We start from the raw sequence: 15,990 nt of genomic DNA on the forward strand, positions 1-15,990 counted from the left end.
TTGATCAGCAACAAATTCTTGATTTTCTGGGGTGATGTCGCGTGACGAACAGCAGCGAGGAAAAGCTTCGCTATTTCCTTAAGCGAGTGACTGGCGAGCTGCACGAAGCACGGCAACGCATCCAGGAAATGGAGTCCGGCGAGCAGGAGCCGATCGCGATCGTCGGCATGAGCTGCCGCTTTCCGGGAGGCGTGAACTCCTCGGAGCAGCTGTGGGACCTGCTCGCCGCCGGCGGTGACGCGATCTCCGAGTTCCCGACCGACCGGGGCTGGGACCTGGAGACCCTGTACGACCCGGATCCCGCGAACTCCGGTACCTCGTACGTACGGGAGGGCGGCTTCCTGGAGGAGGCTGCCGGGTTCGACCCCGCGTTCTTCGGGATCTCGCCGCGCGAGGCGCTCGCGATGGATCCGCAGCAACGCCTGTTGCTGGAGACCTCGTGGGAGGCGTTCGAGCGCGCGCAGATCGACCCGGCGTCGCTGCGCGGCAGCAAGACGGGTGTGTTCGTCGGCACCAATGGCCAGGACTACGCCGCACTCCTGCGGCGGGCGCCCCAGCAGTCGGAGGGCTACCTTGCGACCGGCGTAGCGGCGAGCGTGGTCTCGGGCCGTATCTCGTACACCTTCGGCCTGGAGGGTCCCGCGGTCACGGTCGACACGGCGTGTTCGGCTTCGCTGGTGACCCTGCACCTGGCCGCTCAGGCGCTGCGCCAGGGCGAATGCTCGCTGGCACTCGCCGGTGGCGCCACGGTGATGTCCACGCCCGAGGCGTTCGTGGAGTTCAGCCGGCAGCGCGGGCTCGCCTCCAACGGCCGCTGCAAGGCGTTCGCGGACGGCGCCGACGGTACCGCGTGGGGCGAGGGTGCGGGGATGCTGCTGCTGGAGCGGCTGTCGGACGCGCGGCGTAACGGTCATCCGGTGCTCGCGGTCGTCCGTGGCTCGGCGGTGAACCAGGATGGTGCGTCCAATGGTCTGACCGCACCGAACGGTCCGTCCCAGCAGCGCGTCATCCGCCAGGCACTGGCCAGCGCGGGGCTGACGTCGGCCCAGGTCGATGCTGTCGAAGCGCATGGTACGGGGACGACGTTGGGCGATCCGATCGAGGCCCAGGCGTTGTTGGCGACGTATGGGCAAGGGCGTACCGAGGGCCGACCGTTGTGGCTGGGTTCCCTGAAGTCGAACATCGGTCATGCGCAGGCTGCTGCGGGTGTGGCGGGTGTGATGAAGATGGTGTTGGCGATGCGGCATGGGGTGTTGCCGCGGACGCTGCATGTGGATGAGCCTTCACAACAGGTGGACTGGTCGGCGGGTGCGGTTGAGCTGCTGACCGAGCAGCGGGCCTGGCCGGAGAGTGACCGGCCGCGGCGGGCGGGTGTGTCGTCGTTCGGCGTGAGCGGCACGAACGCGCACGTCATCATCGAGGAAGCGCCCGCGGTCGAGGCGCAGTCGGGCGAGCCCGCGGGGCCGGCGGTGACGCTTCCGGTGGTGCCGTGGGTGGTGTCGGGTCACGGCGTGGATGCGTTGCGGGCACAGGCGGCCCGGCTGTTGTCGCGTGTTGAGGGCGATGCTGGGTTGTCGCCGGTGGATGTGGGCTGGTCTCTGGCGTCGGCGCGCTCTGCTTTCGAGCACCGGGCTGTGGTGATCGGTGACGGTCGGGATGCTCTGCGCGTCGGGCTGGGCGCGTTGGCGCGGGGTGAGTCGGCTCCTGGCGTTGTCGTCGGTCAGGGTGTGGGTTCTGGTCGGTTGGCGGTGTTGTTCTCGGGTCAGGGCAGTCAGCGGGTGGGGATGGGCCGTGAGTTGTACGGCCAGTTCCCGGTGTTCGCGAAAGCGTTTGACCAGGTGTGCGGGCTGCTGGATCAGGAGCTGGCCGGGCATGTGGGGCGGTCGGTTCGTGAGGTGGTGTTCGGGGATGGGGGTCTGCTGGGGCAGACGGTGTTCACGCAGGCCGGTTTGTTCGCGGTTGAGGTGGCGCTGTTCCGGCTGGTCGAATCCTGGGGTGTGGTGCCCGAGTTCGTAGGTGGGCATTCCATCGGTGAGGTCGCGGCGGCTCATGTGGCCGGGGTGTTCTCATTGGAGGACGCGGTGCGGCTGGTGGCGGCTCGTGGCCGGCTGATGCAGGCACTGCCCGCTGGCGGGGCGATGATCGCCCTCCAGGCCACTGAAGAGGAGGTCACGCCTCTCCTGGCCGAGTACAGCGACCGGATCGGCATCGCCGCGGTCAACGGGCCGACTGCTGTGGTCGTCTCCGGTGACGAGGACGCCGCTCTCGCCGTCGCGGAGGTGCTGCGCGGCCAGGGCCGTAAGACCAAGCGCCTCGACGTCTCGCATGCGTTCCACTCGCCGCGTGTGGCCCCGATGCTGGACGACTTCCGTACCGTCGCCGAAAGCCTGGCCTATGCGGCGCCCCGTATCCCCGTCGTCTCCAACGTGACCGGGGAGCTGGCCACGAACGACGAGCTGGGCTCGGCCGAGTACTGGGTCCGCCATGTCCGTCAGGCTGTCCGTTTCAGCGATGGTGTGGCCAGTCTGGCCGCAGAGGATGTGTCCGCCTTCCTTGAGCTGGGCCCCGATGGGGTGCTGAGCGGCCTGGGTCCGGAGACTGTCGCCGACAGGGCGTTCGTTCCGGTGCTGCGGTCGGGGCGCCCTGAGGCCGAGGCGTTGCTGTCGGGTCTTGCGCAGGTCTGGGTGCGGGGCGTGGGTGTGGGCTGGGCCGAGGTGTTCACCGGTGCGGGCGCCTCGCGGGTGGATCTGCCGACGTATGCCTTCCAACGCAAGCGCTACTGGCTGGAGCCGCAGGCCGGAGCGGCCGGCAGTGGCACCGTGTCCAGCCTCGGGCTCGGCTCCGCCGAGCACCCGCTCCTCGGCGCGGCCGTCGAACTCGCCGGTGAGGGCGGTCTGTTGCTCACCGGCCGACTGTCGCTCCAGACACACGCCTGGCTGGCGGATCACGCCGTGGCGGACAGCGTGCTGCTGCCCGGCACCGCGTTCGTCGAGCTCGCCATCCGTGCGGGCGACCAGGTCGGCTGCGAGGTCGTCGAGGAACTGACGATCCAGGCCCCGCTGATCCTCCCGGCCCGCGGCGGCGTGCAACTGCAGCTGACGGTCGGCGAGCCGGACGACTCGGGGCAGCGGTCCCTGAACATCTACTCACGCGCGGGCGACGCCTCGGGTGAGGAACTGTGGACCTGCCACGCCACAGGTGTGCTCGGCACGAGCGCGCGGCCGGGCGCCTCGGCGGAGCGGGCCGCGGAGCTCGCGGGTGTGTGGCCGCCTGAGGGCGCGGTCGCGGTCGGGACCGATGACCTGTATGAGCGCTTCGCCGCCGCCGGATACGGCTACGGCCCGGCCTTCCAGGGCCTGCGGGCGGCCTGGCGGCGCGGGGACCAGGTGTTCGCCGAGGTGGCGCTCGCCGAGGACCACCAGGTCGAGGCCGCGCGCTTCGGCATCCATCCGGCGCTGCTCGACGCGGCCCTGCACGGGCTGCGCCTCGGCGGATTCTTCCCCGACGACGGACAGGCGCGGCTGCCGTTCGCCTGGCGTGGTGTGACGCTGCGGGCCACGGGCGCCGCGATGCTGCGGGTAGCCCTGGCCCCGACCGGCGCCGACGCGGTGTCCGTGACGGTGGCCGACGGCGCGGGCGACCTGGTGGCCGCGGTGGATTCGCTGGTCGTACGGCCGGTGGACCCCGACCGGCTGGCCGCGGCCCGTGGCGGGGAGCAGCACGAGTCCCTGTACCGGGTGGACTGGACGGCCGTTCCGCACATCGCCTCGGGCGCTACGGCGACGGCCGCGACGTGGGCCGTGCTGGGCGGCCCCGAGGGGGACCTGCCGCTCGCCGCCCTGCACGCCGGGGGAGTGGTGTACCAGGACCTGGACGCGCTGGGCGCGGCCGTCGCCGCCGGCGGCACGGTGCCGCCTGTGGTGCTGGTTCCCTGCGTACCCCCGGCCACGGACCGGGGTATGGCCGAGGATGTGCGCACGGGCCTGTTCCGGATGCTCGAGGTCGTGCAGACCTGGCTGGCGGACGGGCGGTTCACCGGGTCGCGCCTGGTGGCCGTCACCCGGGGCGCGATGTCGACCGAGCCCGGCGAGGACGTACGGAACCTGGCCGCGGCCTCGGTGTGGGGGCTGCTGCGGTCGGCGCAGTCCGAGAACCCGGGTCGTTTCCTGCTGCTCGACACCGACACCGACGATGCCTCCGATGAGGTGCTGCCCGCCGCGGTCGAGTGGGCGATGGCCCAGGACGAGACGCAGGTGGCGCTGCGCGCCGGTGAGGTGCGGGTGCCCCGCATGGCGCGGATCGCGCGTGACGGCGCGGTTCTCACACCGCCCGCCGGTGTGTCCGCATGGCGCCTTGAAGTGCCGAACAAGGGCTCGTTCGGCAACCTGCGGCTGCTGGAGTACCCGCCGGCGGCTGCGCCCCTCGCCGAGGGGGAGGTCCGGGTCCGGGTACGGGCGGCCGGGCTCAACTTCCGCGATGTGGTGCTCGCACTCGGCGTCGTACCCGACCAGGAGGTCATGGGCAGCGAGGCGGCGGGCATCGTGGCCGAGGTCGGTCCCGGAGTCACCGACCTGGCCCCCGGAGACCGGGTGATGGGTCTGTTCTCCGGTTCCTTCGGCCCGCTCGCCGTGAGCGACCGGCGGATGCTCGCGCCGATGCCGACCGACTGGTCCTTCGAGCAGGCGGCGTCCGTGTCCCTCGCGTTCCTGACCGCGTACTACGGGCTGCGGGACCTCGCCGACCTGCGGGCCGGCGAGTCGGTGCTGGTGCACTCGGCCGCCGGTGGTGTGGGCATGGCCGCGGTGCAGCTGGCCCGGCATTGGGGCGCGGAGGTCTTCGGCACGGCCAGCGAGGGCAAGTGGGAAACGCTCCGCGCCTCCGGCCTCGACGACGCGCACATCGCCAACTCGCGCACGCTGGAGTTCGAGGAACGCATCCTGGCCGAGACCGGGGGCCGGGGCGTGAACGTCGTACTGGACTCCCTGGCCCGGGAGTTCGTGGACGCCTCGCTGCGGCTGCTGCCGAGCGGCGGACGCTTCCTGGAGATGGGCAAGACCGACAAGCGGGACCCGGCGGAAGTGGCCGCCGCGCACCCTGGAGTGGCGTACCAGGCGTTCGACCTGTCCGAGGCGGGCCCCGACCGCATCCAGGAGATGCTCACCGAGCTGCTCGACCTGTTCGAGCAAGGCGTATTGACGCCCCTGCCCGTCGCCACCTGGGACATCTCCCGGGCCCCGGAGGCGTTCCGCCACCTCAGCAATGCCAAGCACATCGGCAAGGTCGCCCTCACCCTGCCCGCTCCGCTCGGTGACGGCGGGACCGTGCTGGTCACGGGTGGCACGGGGACGCTCGGCGGGCTGGTGGCCCGGCATTTGGTGGTCGGGCATGGGGTGCGGCGGTTGTTGCTGGTGAGCCGCCGTGGGGCTGAGTCTCCCGGTGCCGACGCGCTGGTGGCGGAGTTGACCGGGTTGGGCGCCGAGGTGCGGGTCGCGGCGTGTGACGTGGCGGACCGGGAGGCGCTGGCCGAGGTGCTGGGGAGCGTTCCGGCGGACTCTCCGTTGACGGGCGTGGTGCATACGGCGGGTGTGCTGGATGACGGCTTGGTGTCGGCACTCACTCCGGAGCGGTTCGAAGCGGTGCTGCGCCCGAAGGTGGACGCGGCGTGGAACCTGCATGAGCTGACGAAGCATCTCGACCTCTCCGCCTTCGTGCTGTTCTCCGGCGCCGCCGGCATCTTCGGCAGCGCGGGCCAGGGCAACTATGCGGCGAGCAACGTCTTCCTGGACGCGCTCGCGCAGCACCGCAAGGCCACCGGGCTGCCGGCGGTGTCGCTTGCCTGGGGCTTCTGGGCCCAGCGCAGCGGCATGACAGGCCATATGAACGACACCGACCTGGCCCGCATGGCGCGCTCCGGCATGGTGGCGCTGTCGTCCGAAGAAGGCCTCGCCCTCTTCGACGGCGCCACGGGCATGGACGAGGCTCTCGTCATGCCGCTGCGTTTGGACGCGGTGGCGATGGGGGCGGCGGGTGCGGGAATGCCCGCGATCGTACGGGGCCTTGTCCGGTCCCCGGTGCGCCGCTCACGGGCGGTCGAGGCCACGGGTGGTGGCGCGGGCTCCGGGCTGGCGCACCGACTCGCGGCGATCAGCGAAGCCGAACGGTCTCGCATGATGCTGGAACTGGTACGCGGCCACGTCGCAGCCGTCCTCGGGCACGGCTCGGCGGACGCGGTGGAGGAGAGCCGGGCGTTCAAGGAGCTGGGCTTCGACTCGCTGACCTCGGTGGAGCTGCGGAACCGGCTGAATGAGGCCACCGGGTTGCGGTTGGGCGCGACGCTGGTGTTCGATCACCCGACGCCGGTCGCGCTGGCCCGGCACCTGCTCGCTGAAGTGCTGGGTGAGCGGGGTGCGGTGGCCGTGGCACCGGTGGCCGGGGCGGCGGGCGATGATGACCCGATCGTGATCGTGGGGATGGGGTGCCGCTATCCGGGCGGTGTGGGCTCGCCCGAGGAGCTGTGGGACCTCGTCGCGAGCGGTGGCGATGGGATCTCGGGGTTCCCCGTGGACCGTGGTTGGGACGTGGAGAACCTCTACGACCCGGACCCGGAGCGGTCCGGCACCTCGTACGCGCGGGAGGGCGGTTTCCTGCACGACGCCGCGGACTTCGACGCGGCGTTCTTCGGGATCTCGCCGCGTGAGGCCTCGGCCATGGATCCGCAGCAGCGGCTGCTGCTGGAGACCTCGTGGGAGGCGTTCGAGCGCGCGGGCATCGACCCGGCCTCGCTCAAGGGCAGCCAGGCCGGCGTGTTCGCCGGAGCGTCGTCGCAAGGCTACGCGCTCGGCATGCAACAGCTCATCGAGGGCAGCGAGGGCTACTACCTGACCGGCAACGCGACCGCCGCCGTCTCGGGCCGTATCGCCTACACCCTGGGCCTTGAGGGTCCTGCGGTGACGGTGGACACGGCGTGCTCGTCTTCGCTGGTGGCGCTGCATCTGGCGGCGCAGGCGCTGCGCCAGGGGGAATGCACACTCGCCCTGGCGGGCGGTGTGGCGGTGATGTCCACCCCGACGATGTTCGTGGAGTTCAGCCGTCAGCGGGGGCTCGCGGCGGATGGTCGCTGCAAGTCGTTCGCGGACGGCGCGGATGGCACGGGGTGGGCCGAGGGCGCGGGGATGCTGCTGCTGGAGCGGCTGTCGGACGCCCGCCGTAACGGTCATCCTGTGCTGGCGGTCGTGCGTGGTTCTGCGGTGAACCAGGATGGTGCCTCGAATGGTCTGACGGCGCCGAACGGTCCCTCGCAGCAGCGGGTGATCCGCCAGGCGCTGGCCAGTGCTGGTCTGACGTCGGCCGAGGTCGATGCGGTGGAGGCGCACGGTACGGGTACGACGCTCGGTGACCCGATCGAGGCACAGGCGCTGCTGGCGACGTACGGTCAGGATCGCCCGGAGGAACGGCCGTTGTGGTTGGGTTCGTTGAAGTCGAACATCGGTCATGCGCAGGCGGCTGCGGGTGTGGCGGGTGTGATGAAGATGGTGCTGGCGATGCGGCATGGGGTGTTGCCGCGGACGCTGCATGTGGATGAGCCTTCACAACAGGTGGACTGGTCGGCGGGTGCGGTTGAGCTGCTGGCCGAGCAGCGGGAGTGGCCGGAGAGTGACCGGCCGCGGCGGGCGGGTGTGTCGTCGTTCGGCGTGAGCGGCACGAACGCGCACGTCATCATCGAGCAGGCGCCTGCGAGCGCGCTGGAGTCGGACGAGCCCGAGGGGCCGTCGGTGACGCTTCCGGTGGTGCCGTGGGTGGTGTCGGGGCGTGGGGTGGGTGCGTTGCGGGGTCAGGCGGGGCGTTTGGTGTCTCGTGTGGAGCGTGATGGTGGGTTGTCGCCGGTGGATGTGGGGTGGTCGCTGGCGTCGGGGCGTGCGGTGTTGGAGCACCGTGCTGTGGTGCTGGGCGACGGCCGGGGTGCTCTGCTGGCTGGGTTGGGTGCGTTGGCGCGGGGTGAGGATGCGCCGGGTGTGGTGAGGGGGCCGGATGAGGGTGTGGGTTCTGGTCGGTTGGCGGTGTTGTTCTCGGGTCAGGGCAGTCAGCGGGTCGGAATGGGGCGCGAGCTGTACGGCCAGTTCCCGGTGTTCGCGAAAGCGTTTGACCAGGTGTGCGGGCTGCTGGACCAGGAGCTGACCGGGCATGTGGAGCGGTCGCTTCGCGAGGTGGTGTTCGGGGATGGGGGTCTGCTGGGTCAGACGGTCTTCACGCAGGCCGGTTTGTTCGCGGTTGAGGTGGCGCTGTTCCGGCTGGTCGAGTCCTGGGGTGTGGTGCCCGAGTTCGTAGGTGGGCATTCCATCGGTGAGGTCGCGGCGGCTCATGTGGCCGGGGTGTTCTCGTTGGAGGACGCGGTGCGGCTGGTGGCGGCTCGTGGCCGGTTGATGCAGGCACTGCCCGCCGGCGGGGCGATGATCGCCGTGCAGGCCACCGAAGATGAAGTCGCGCCTCTCCTCGCCGAGTATGGGGACCGGATCGGCATCGCCGCGATCAACGGGCCGACTGCTGTGGTCGTCTCCGGTGATGAGTACGCTGTCCTTGCTGTCGCGGAGACGCTGCGCGGTCAGGGCCGTAAGACCAAGCGCCTCGACGTCTCGCATGCGTTCCACTCGCCGCGTATGGACGCGATGCTGGACGACTTCCGTGCGGTTGCCGAGTCCTTGACCTACGCAGCGCCGCGTATTCCGGTCGTCTCGAATGTGACCGGGAAGCTTGCTTCTGGCGAGCTGGGTTCGGCTGAGTATTGGGTGCGGCATGTCCGTCAGGCTGTGCGTTTCGGTGATGGCGTGGCCGCGCTCGCCGAGCAGGGCATTTCGACGTTCCTCGAATTGGGTCCTGATGGTGTGCTGAGCGCCATGGGCGCGGAATCCGTCACCGATGGGGTTTTCGTGCCGGTGCTGCGGTCCGGTCGGTCCGAAGCCGAGAGCCTGTTGTCGGGCTTGGCGCAGGTCTGGGTGCAGGGCATGGCTGTGGAGTGGGCTCGGGTCTTCGAGGGCGCCGGCGCGTCTCGTGTCGACTTGCCGACGTATGCCTTCCAGCGTGAGCGGTTCTGGTTGGAGGCTCCGGCGTCGGCTGGGGGGTCAGTCGATGAGGTGGAGGCGCGGTTCTGGGAGGCGGTGGAGCGGGGGGATCTGGAGTCGCTTGCTTCGACGCTGGATGTGTCGGGTGATGAGTCGTTGCGTGCGGTGTTGCCTGCGCTGTCGTCGTGGCGGCGGCAGCGGCAGGAGCGGTCTCGGCTGGATGGCTGGCGGTATCGCATCGGTTGGAAGCCGGTGCCGGTCGAGTCGTCGGCGGTGCTGTCGGGGACATGGCTGCTGGCGGTTCCCGCGGGTCTGGCCGATGAGCCGTGGGTTGAGCAGACGGCGCGCGGGCTGGAGAGCCGGGGCGCCGAGGTTCGACGTCTGGTCGTGGAGATGGATGGTGATCGCTCGCGTCTGGCGCAGGCCATATCCGAGGCGGCCGGCGGGGCCGTCAGTGGTGTGGTGTCGCTGGTGGCGTTGGATGAGGCTGTGCGTGAGGGTGTCCCTGTGGGGTTGGCGGGCACGTTGGTGTTGGTGCAGGCGTTGGGGGATGTGGGGGTGGAGGCGCCGCTGTGGGCGGTGACGCGTGGTGCGGTCTCGGTCGGTGAGTCTGAGTCGCTGGTGAGTGCGGTGCAGGCGCAGGTGTGGGGGCTTGGCCGGGTGGTGGGTCTGGAACACCCGGAGCGTTGGGGCGGTCTGGTGGATCTCCCCGAGACGCTCGACGAGCGTGTCGCGGACCGTCTGGCCGGTGTGCTGGCCGGTGCCGGTGCCGGTGGTGAGGATCAGGTCGCGGTCCGCTCGGCCGGTGTCTTTGGTCGTCGTCTGGTGCGGGCTGGTGGTCGCGGTGTTGGCCAGAAGTGGCGGGCTAGTGGCACGGCCCTGATCACCGGTGGTACGGGTGCGCTGGGCGGGCATGTCGCCCGCTGGCTGGTGTCGCGTGGTGTCGAGCATCTCGTACTGACCAGTCGCCGTGGCCCTGATGCTCCGGGTGCGGAGGAGCTGGAGTCGGAGTTGGTGGGTCTGGGGGTGAAGGTCACTGTCGCTGCTTGTGATGTGGCCGACCGGGCCGCGCTCGGGCAGCTGCTGGCCTCGATTCCGGCCGCGTATCCGTTGACGACGGTGATCCACGCCGCCGGTGTGCTGGATGACGGTGTCATCGAGTCGTTGACCCCCGAGCGGTTCGCGAGCGTCCTGCGCGCCAAGGCCGACGCCGCGCTCAACCTGCACGAACTCACGAAGGACGTCGACCTCTCCGCGTTCGTCGTGTTCTCGTCCTTCACCGGTGCCGTGGGCAACCCGGGTCAGGGCAACTACGCGGCTGCGAACGTGTTCCTCGACGCGTTGGTGGAGCAGCGCCGTGCGCTGGGACTGCCGGGCACGTCCGTGGCCTGGGGACCCTGGGCCGAGGCCGGAATGGCGGTCGGTGGCAGCCACGAAGACCGGATGCAGCGCGGCGGTCTCGCCGCGATGGACCCCGCTGAGGCGCTCGCAGCCCTGGGCCAGGTGCTCGACCGCGACGCGACGTACGCGGCGGTCGTCGACGTGGACTGGGAACGGTTCGCACCGGCGTTCACGGCAGTCCGTCCAGCCCCGCTGATCAGCGACATCCCCGAGGCCCGCAAGGCACTGGAACAGGCGGGGGCCGGAATAGCCGGCGAGGACGTCCAGTCCTCCTCCGCTCTCCGTGCTCAGCTGCTCGGTCTTTCCCCGGCCGAGCAGGACCGTACGCTGCTTGAGCTGGTGCGCACGCAGGTGGCTGCGGTGCTCGGGCACGCCAAGACCGATGCGATCGTGCCGGGCAAGGCCTTCAAGGAGCTTGGCTTCGACTCGCTGACCGCGCTCCAGCTCAGCAAGCGGCTCCAGGCGGCGACCAGCCTGAACCTCCCCGCCACGCTGGTCTTCGACTATCCCACCCCGACCGCACTCGCCCGGTTCCTGCTGGCTGAGATCGTCGAGGAGCCCGGCTGGGCGGCGGCCGACGCCTCGCCGGGAGCCGTCGCGGCGGACGACGACCCGATCGTCGTCGTCGCGATGAGCTGCCGCTTCCCGGGTGGGGTGAGCTCTCCCGAGCAGCTGTGGGAGCTGTTGGCCGCGGGCGGTGACGCCGTCTCCGAGTTCCCGACGAACCGTGGTTGGGACGTGGAAAGGCTCTACGACCCGAACCGCGAGCGGCCGGGAACCTCGTACGTACGGGAGGGCGGCTTCCTGGAGGAGGCCGCCGCGTTCGACCCCGGGTTCTTCGGGATCTCGCCGCGCGAGGCCCTGGCCATGGATCCGCAGCAGCGGCTGCTGCTGGAGACCTCGTGGGAGGTCTTCGAGCGGGCCGGTATCGACCCGGCCTCCCTCAAGGGCAGCCGCACCGGTGTCTTCGCGGGGACCAACGGCCAGGACTACGCGGCGCTGCTGCAGCATGCGCCGGAGGGCCTTGAGGGCTACCTCGGCACGGGCAGCGCGGCCAGCGTGGTCTCCGGGCGGCTCTCGTACACCTTCGGCCTGGAGGGCCCCGCGGTCACGGTCGACACGGCGTGCTCCTCCTCGCTGGTGACCCTGCACCTGGCCGCTCAGGCGCTGCGGCAGGGCGAATGCTCGCTCGCGCTCGCGGGCGGTGTGACGGTGGTGTCGACGCCGACGGTGTTCGTGGAGTTCAGCCGCCAGCAGGCGCTGTCTCGTGACGGCCGCTGCCGGGCCTTCTCCGCGGATGCGGACGGTACGGGGTGGGGTGAGGGCGCGGGCATGCTGCTGTTGGAGCGGCTGTCGGATGCCCGCCGCAACGGCCACCCGGTGCTCGCTGTGGTCCGTGGTTCGGCGGTGAATCAGGATGGTGCGTCGAATGGGTTGACGGCGCCGAACGGTCCCTCGCAACAGCGGGTGATCCGCCAGGCACTGGCCAGTGCTGGTCTGACGTCGGCCGATGTGGATGCGGTGGAGGCGCATGGTACGGGTACGACGTTGGGTGACCCGATCGAGGCGCAGGCGCTGCTGGCGACGTACGGTCAGGACCGGCCGGGGGACCGGCCGCTGTGGTTGGGTTCGCTGAAGTCCAACATTGGCCACACCCAGGCCGCCGCGGGCGTCGCCGGCGTGATCAAGATGGTGCTCGCCATGCGGCACGGCGAGCTTCCGCAGACCCTGCACGTCGACGAGCCGTCGACGAAGGTGGACTGGTCGGCTGGCGCGGTCGAGCTGCTGACCGAGCAGCGGGCCTGGCCGGAGAGTGACCGCCCGCGCCGCGCCGGTGTCTCCTCGTTCGGTGTGAGCGGGACGAACGCGCACGTCATCCTCGAGCAGGCCCCCGAGGCGGCCGAGCCTCAGCGGACCGAGGAGCCGGGTGCGGCTCCCGCGGTGGTGCCGTGGGTGGTCTCGGGCCGTGGCACGCAGGCGCTGCGGGAGCAGGCGGGCCGGCTGCTGTCACACGTCCCGAGCGACAGCCGGCTGTCGCCGGTCGATGTCGGCTGGTCGCTGGTGTCCGCACGGTCGGAGTTCGAGCACCGGGCCGTCGTCGTCGGCGGGGACCTGGACGCACTGGTGTCCGGGGTCGGCGCCCTGGCGTGGGGTGAGTCGGTACCGGGCGTCGTGACAGGGCCGGTGGACGGCGTGACACGGACGGCTGACCGGGTGGTGTTCGTCTTCCCGGGTCAGGGTTCGCAGTGGGCGGGTATGGGTGCCCGTCTGCTCGATGCTTCTCCGGTGTTCGCCGAGGTGATGAACGAGTGTGCGGTGGCGCTCGCGCCGTATGTGGACTGGTCGTTGCTTGATGTGGTGCGGCAGGCGGATGGTGCCCCCTCGTTGGAGCGGGTGGATGTGGTCCAGCCGGTGTCGTTCGCGGTGATGGTGTCGCTGGCCGCGTTGTGGCGTTCGTACGGTGTTGAGCCTGCTGCGGTGGTGGGGCATTCGCAGGGTGAGATTGCGGCCGCGTATGTGGCGGGTGCGTTGTCGTTGCGGGATGCGGTGAAGGTGGTGGCGCTGCGTTCGCAGGCGATTGCCGGTGGGTTGGCGGGGCTTGGCGGGATGGTGTCGGTGGCGTTGCCGTTGGTTGAGGTGGAGTCTCGGCTTGAGGCGTTTGGTGGCCGGGTCGAGGTTGCGGCGTTGAATGGTCCGGGGTCGGTGGTGGTGGCCGGTGATCCGGGTGCGCTGGATGAGCTGTTGGCCCAGTGCCAGGCTGAGGGGGTCAGGGCGCGCAAGGTTCCGGTGGATTACGCGTCGCACACTTCGCATGTCGAGCGCATCGAGGACGAGCTGGCGGGCCTGCTGGCGGGGATCGAGCCGACGTCGGCCCAGGTCCCGCTCTACTCCACGGTGGACCGGGACTGGCTCGGAGACACGCTTGTCGACGCGGACTACTGGTACCGCAACCTGCGGCAAACCGTGCACTTCGAGTCGGCCGTCAGGGAGCTCGTGGCCCAGGGTTACGGGGCGTTCGTCGAGGTCAGCTCGCATCCCGTGCTCACCATGAGCATTCAGGAGGCCCTGGAGGGGGAGCACAGTGCGGCCCCGGTGGTCACCGGCACCCTGCGGCGCGACGAGGGCGGTCTCGACCGCTTCCTCGCCTCGCTCGCGGAGGCCTACGTGCAGGGTGTGCCCGTGGACTGGACGGCGGCGTTCACCGGGACCGGCGCGTCCCGCGTCGATCTGCCCACGTACGCCTTCCAGCGCAAGCGCTACTGGCTGGACGTCACCCCCCTGCCCGCGGGCAGCGGCTCCCAGGGGCGCGTGGAGGGCCTGGACGGGAGCTTCTGGGCGGCAGTCGAGCGCGGCGATGTGGAGTCCCTGGCCACGACGCTCGCGGTCGAAGGCACCGAGGAGCAGTCCTCGCTGAGCTCCCTGCTGCCCGCACTCTCCTCCTGGCACCGGCAGCGCCGTACGCAGTCGACGCTCGACGCCTGGCGCTACCGGGTCACCTGGAAGCCGCTGGCCGCCGAGCGGACCTCGGCGGCGCTCGCCGGTACGTGGCTGCTGGCCATCCCGGCGGGACACGTGGACACCGACTGGGTGGCCGCCGCGGCCCGGGCGCTCACCGAGCGCGGAGCCAAGGTCGCCCGCGTCACATGGGACGCGGCCGAAGACGACCGCGTCCAGCTGGCCGAGCGGGTGCGCCAGGTTCTCGTGTCCACCACCGCCGACGGCGACGAGGTCAGCGGCGTGCTGTCGCTGATCGGGTTCGACGAGACCCCGCACCCGGCACACTCGGTCTCCCGCGGCGTGGCAGGCACACTGCTGCTGGTGCAGGCACTGGGTGACGCGGGGCTCGACGCGCCGCTGTGGCTGGCGACGCGGAACGCGGTGGCCACGCAACGTGGGGACGAGGCAACCATCAGCGCGGCGCAGGCGCAGCTGTGGGGCTTCGGCCGGGTCGTCGGGCTGGAACACCCGGAGCGCTGGGGCGGTTTGATCGACCTTCCGGAGTTGAGCGTTCCGGCTGCCGCGGAGCGACTCGGCGAGGTCCTCGCGGGAGCTCCGACACACTTCGAGGACCAACTCGCGGTACGGGCATCGGGGTTGTTCGTACGCCGCCTGGTGCACGACCCGCGTGGTGATATTCGTCCTGTACGGGACTGGAAGCCGCAGGGTACGGTCTTGATCACAGGTGGCACCGGTGCGCTCGGGGGGCAAGTCGCCCGTTGGCTCGCGCACCGGGGTGCGGAACACCTGGTATTGACCAGCCGCCGCGGCGCACAGACACCGGGCGCCGCTGAGCTGGAGACAGAACTGACGGGGGTCGGTGTGCGTGTGACGGTGGCCGCATGCGACGTCGCGGATCGTGCCGCGGTCGCAGCGCTGCTGGACGGGCTGAGGGCTGAAGGCTCGCCCGTACGGTCGGTGGTGCATGCCGCCGGCGTGGTGCGCTCCGCGCGTATCGACGAGACCGACGTGGCCGCGTTCGCGGCCGCCGCGGAGGCGAAGGTCGCGGGCGCCATCAACCTGGACGAACTGCTGGCGCGCGACGAGCTCGACGCGTTCGTGCTCTTCTCCTCGAACGCGGGCGTCTGGGGCAGCGGAGGCCAGGGCGCGTACGCCGCGGCCAACGCCCACTTGGACGCGCTCGCACTGCGCCGCCGCGCCCGTGGCCAGGCCGCGACCGCCGTGGCCTGGGGCGCTTGGGCGGGCGGCGGCATGGCCACCGACCGCGAGGCGGAGGAGCAGCTGCGGCGGCGCGGTGTGCTCGCCATGGACCCGGAGCTCGCCATCGCGGCGCTCCAGCAGACGCTGGACCACGGCGAGGCCAACTCGGTGGTCGCGGACGTGGACTGGGCGCGCTTCGCACCGGGCTTCACGGCGGCGCGGCGACGGCCGCTGCTCGACGAACTGCCCGAGGTCCAGGACTTCCTGCGGGCCGAGCACAGCGACGCCGAGCAGGCGGACGGCGAGTCCTCCTCGTCGCTCGCCCAGCAGCTCGCCGGGGTGACGGAGCCCGAGCGCGATCGCATGCTGCTGGACCTGGTGCGCTCCCACGCCGCGGCCGTACTGGGCCATGTGGAGCACGAGTCGGTCGGCGCGAGCCAGGCGTTCAAGGAGCTCGGGTTCGACTCCCTGACCGCCGTCGAACTCCGCAACCGGCTGCAGTCCGCCACCGGGCTGCGACTGCCCGCCGCACTGGTCTTCGACTACCCGACACCCACGGATCTCTCCGACTACCTGCGCGCACAACTGGTCGGTTCCGAAGCAGCCTCCGGAGAGACCGCGTTGGCGGAACTCGACAAGCTGGAAGCGGCGATATCCGCTTCCGCGACGCTCTCGAAAAAGGAAGAACTCCGCTCCGAGGTCACCACCCGACTCCAGATCCTGCTGTCGAAGTTGAGCGAGATGCAGGGCGAATCGAACGACGCGCCGGATACGCGAGACCAGCTCGTGTCGGCATCGGACGACGATCTGTTCGAATTCATCAATCAAGAGTTCGGCAAGTCCTGAGCGACTTGTAACAGCGTCCGGCGAATCA

1 protein-coding gene is annotated in these 15,990 nt (G+C 70.7%); it reads left to right on the forward strand.

The window, feature by feature from the left end; genetic code table 11:
• Positions 1–41 precede the first annotated feature (41 nt).
• A complete protein-coding gene (locus ACZ5GP_RS06375) occupies positions 42–15,962 on the forward strand; it encodes a type I polyketide synthase (RefSeq protein WP_468749698.1) in 15,921 nt (5,306 codons plus the stop codon).
• Positions 15,963–15,990: the final 28 nt, after the last annotated feature.

The organism is Streptomyces sp. NPDC031466 (assembly GCF_055581265.1).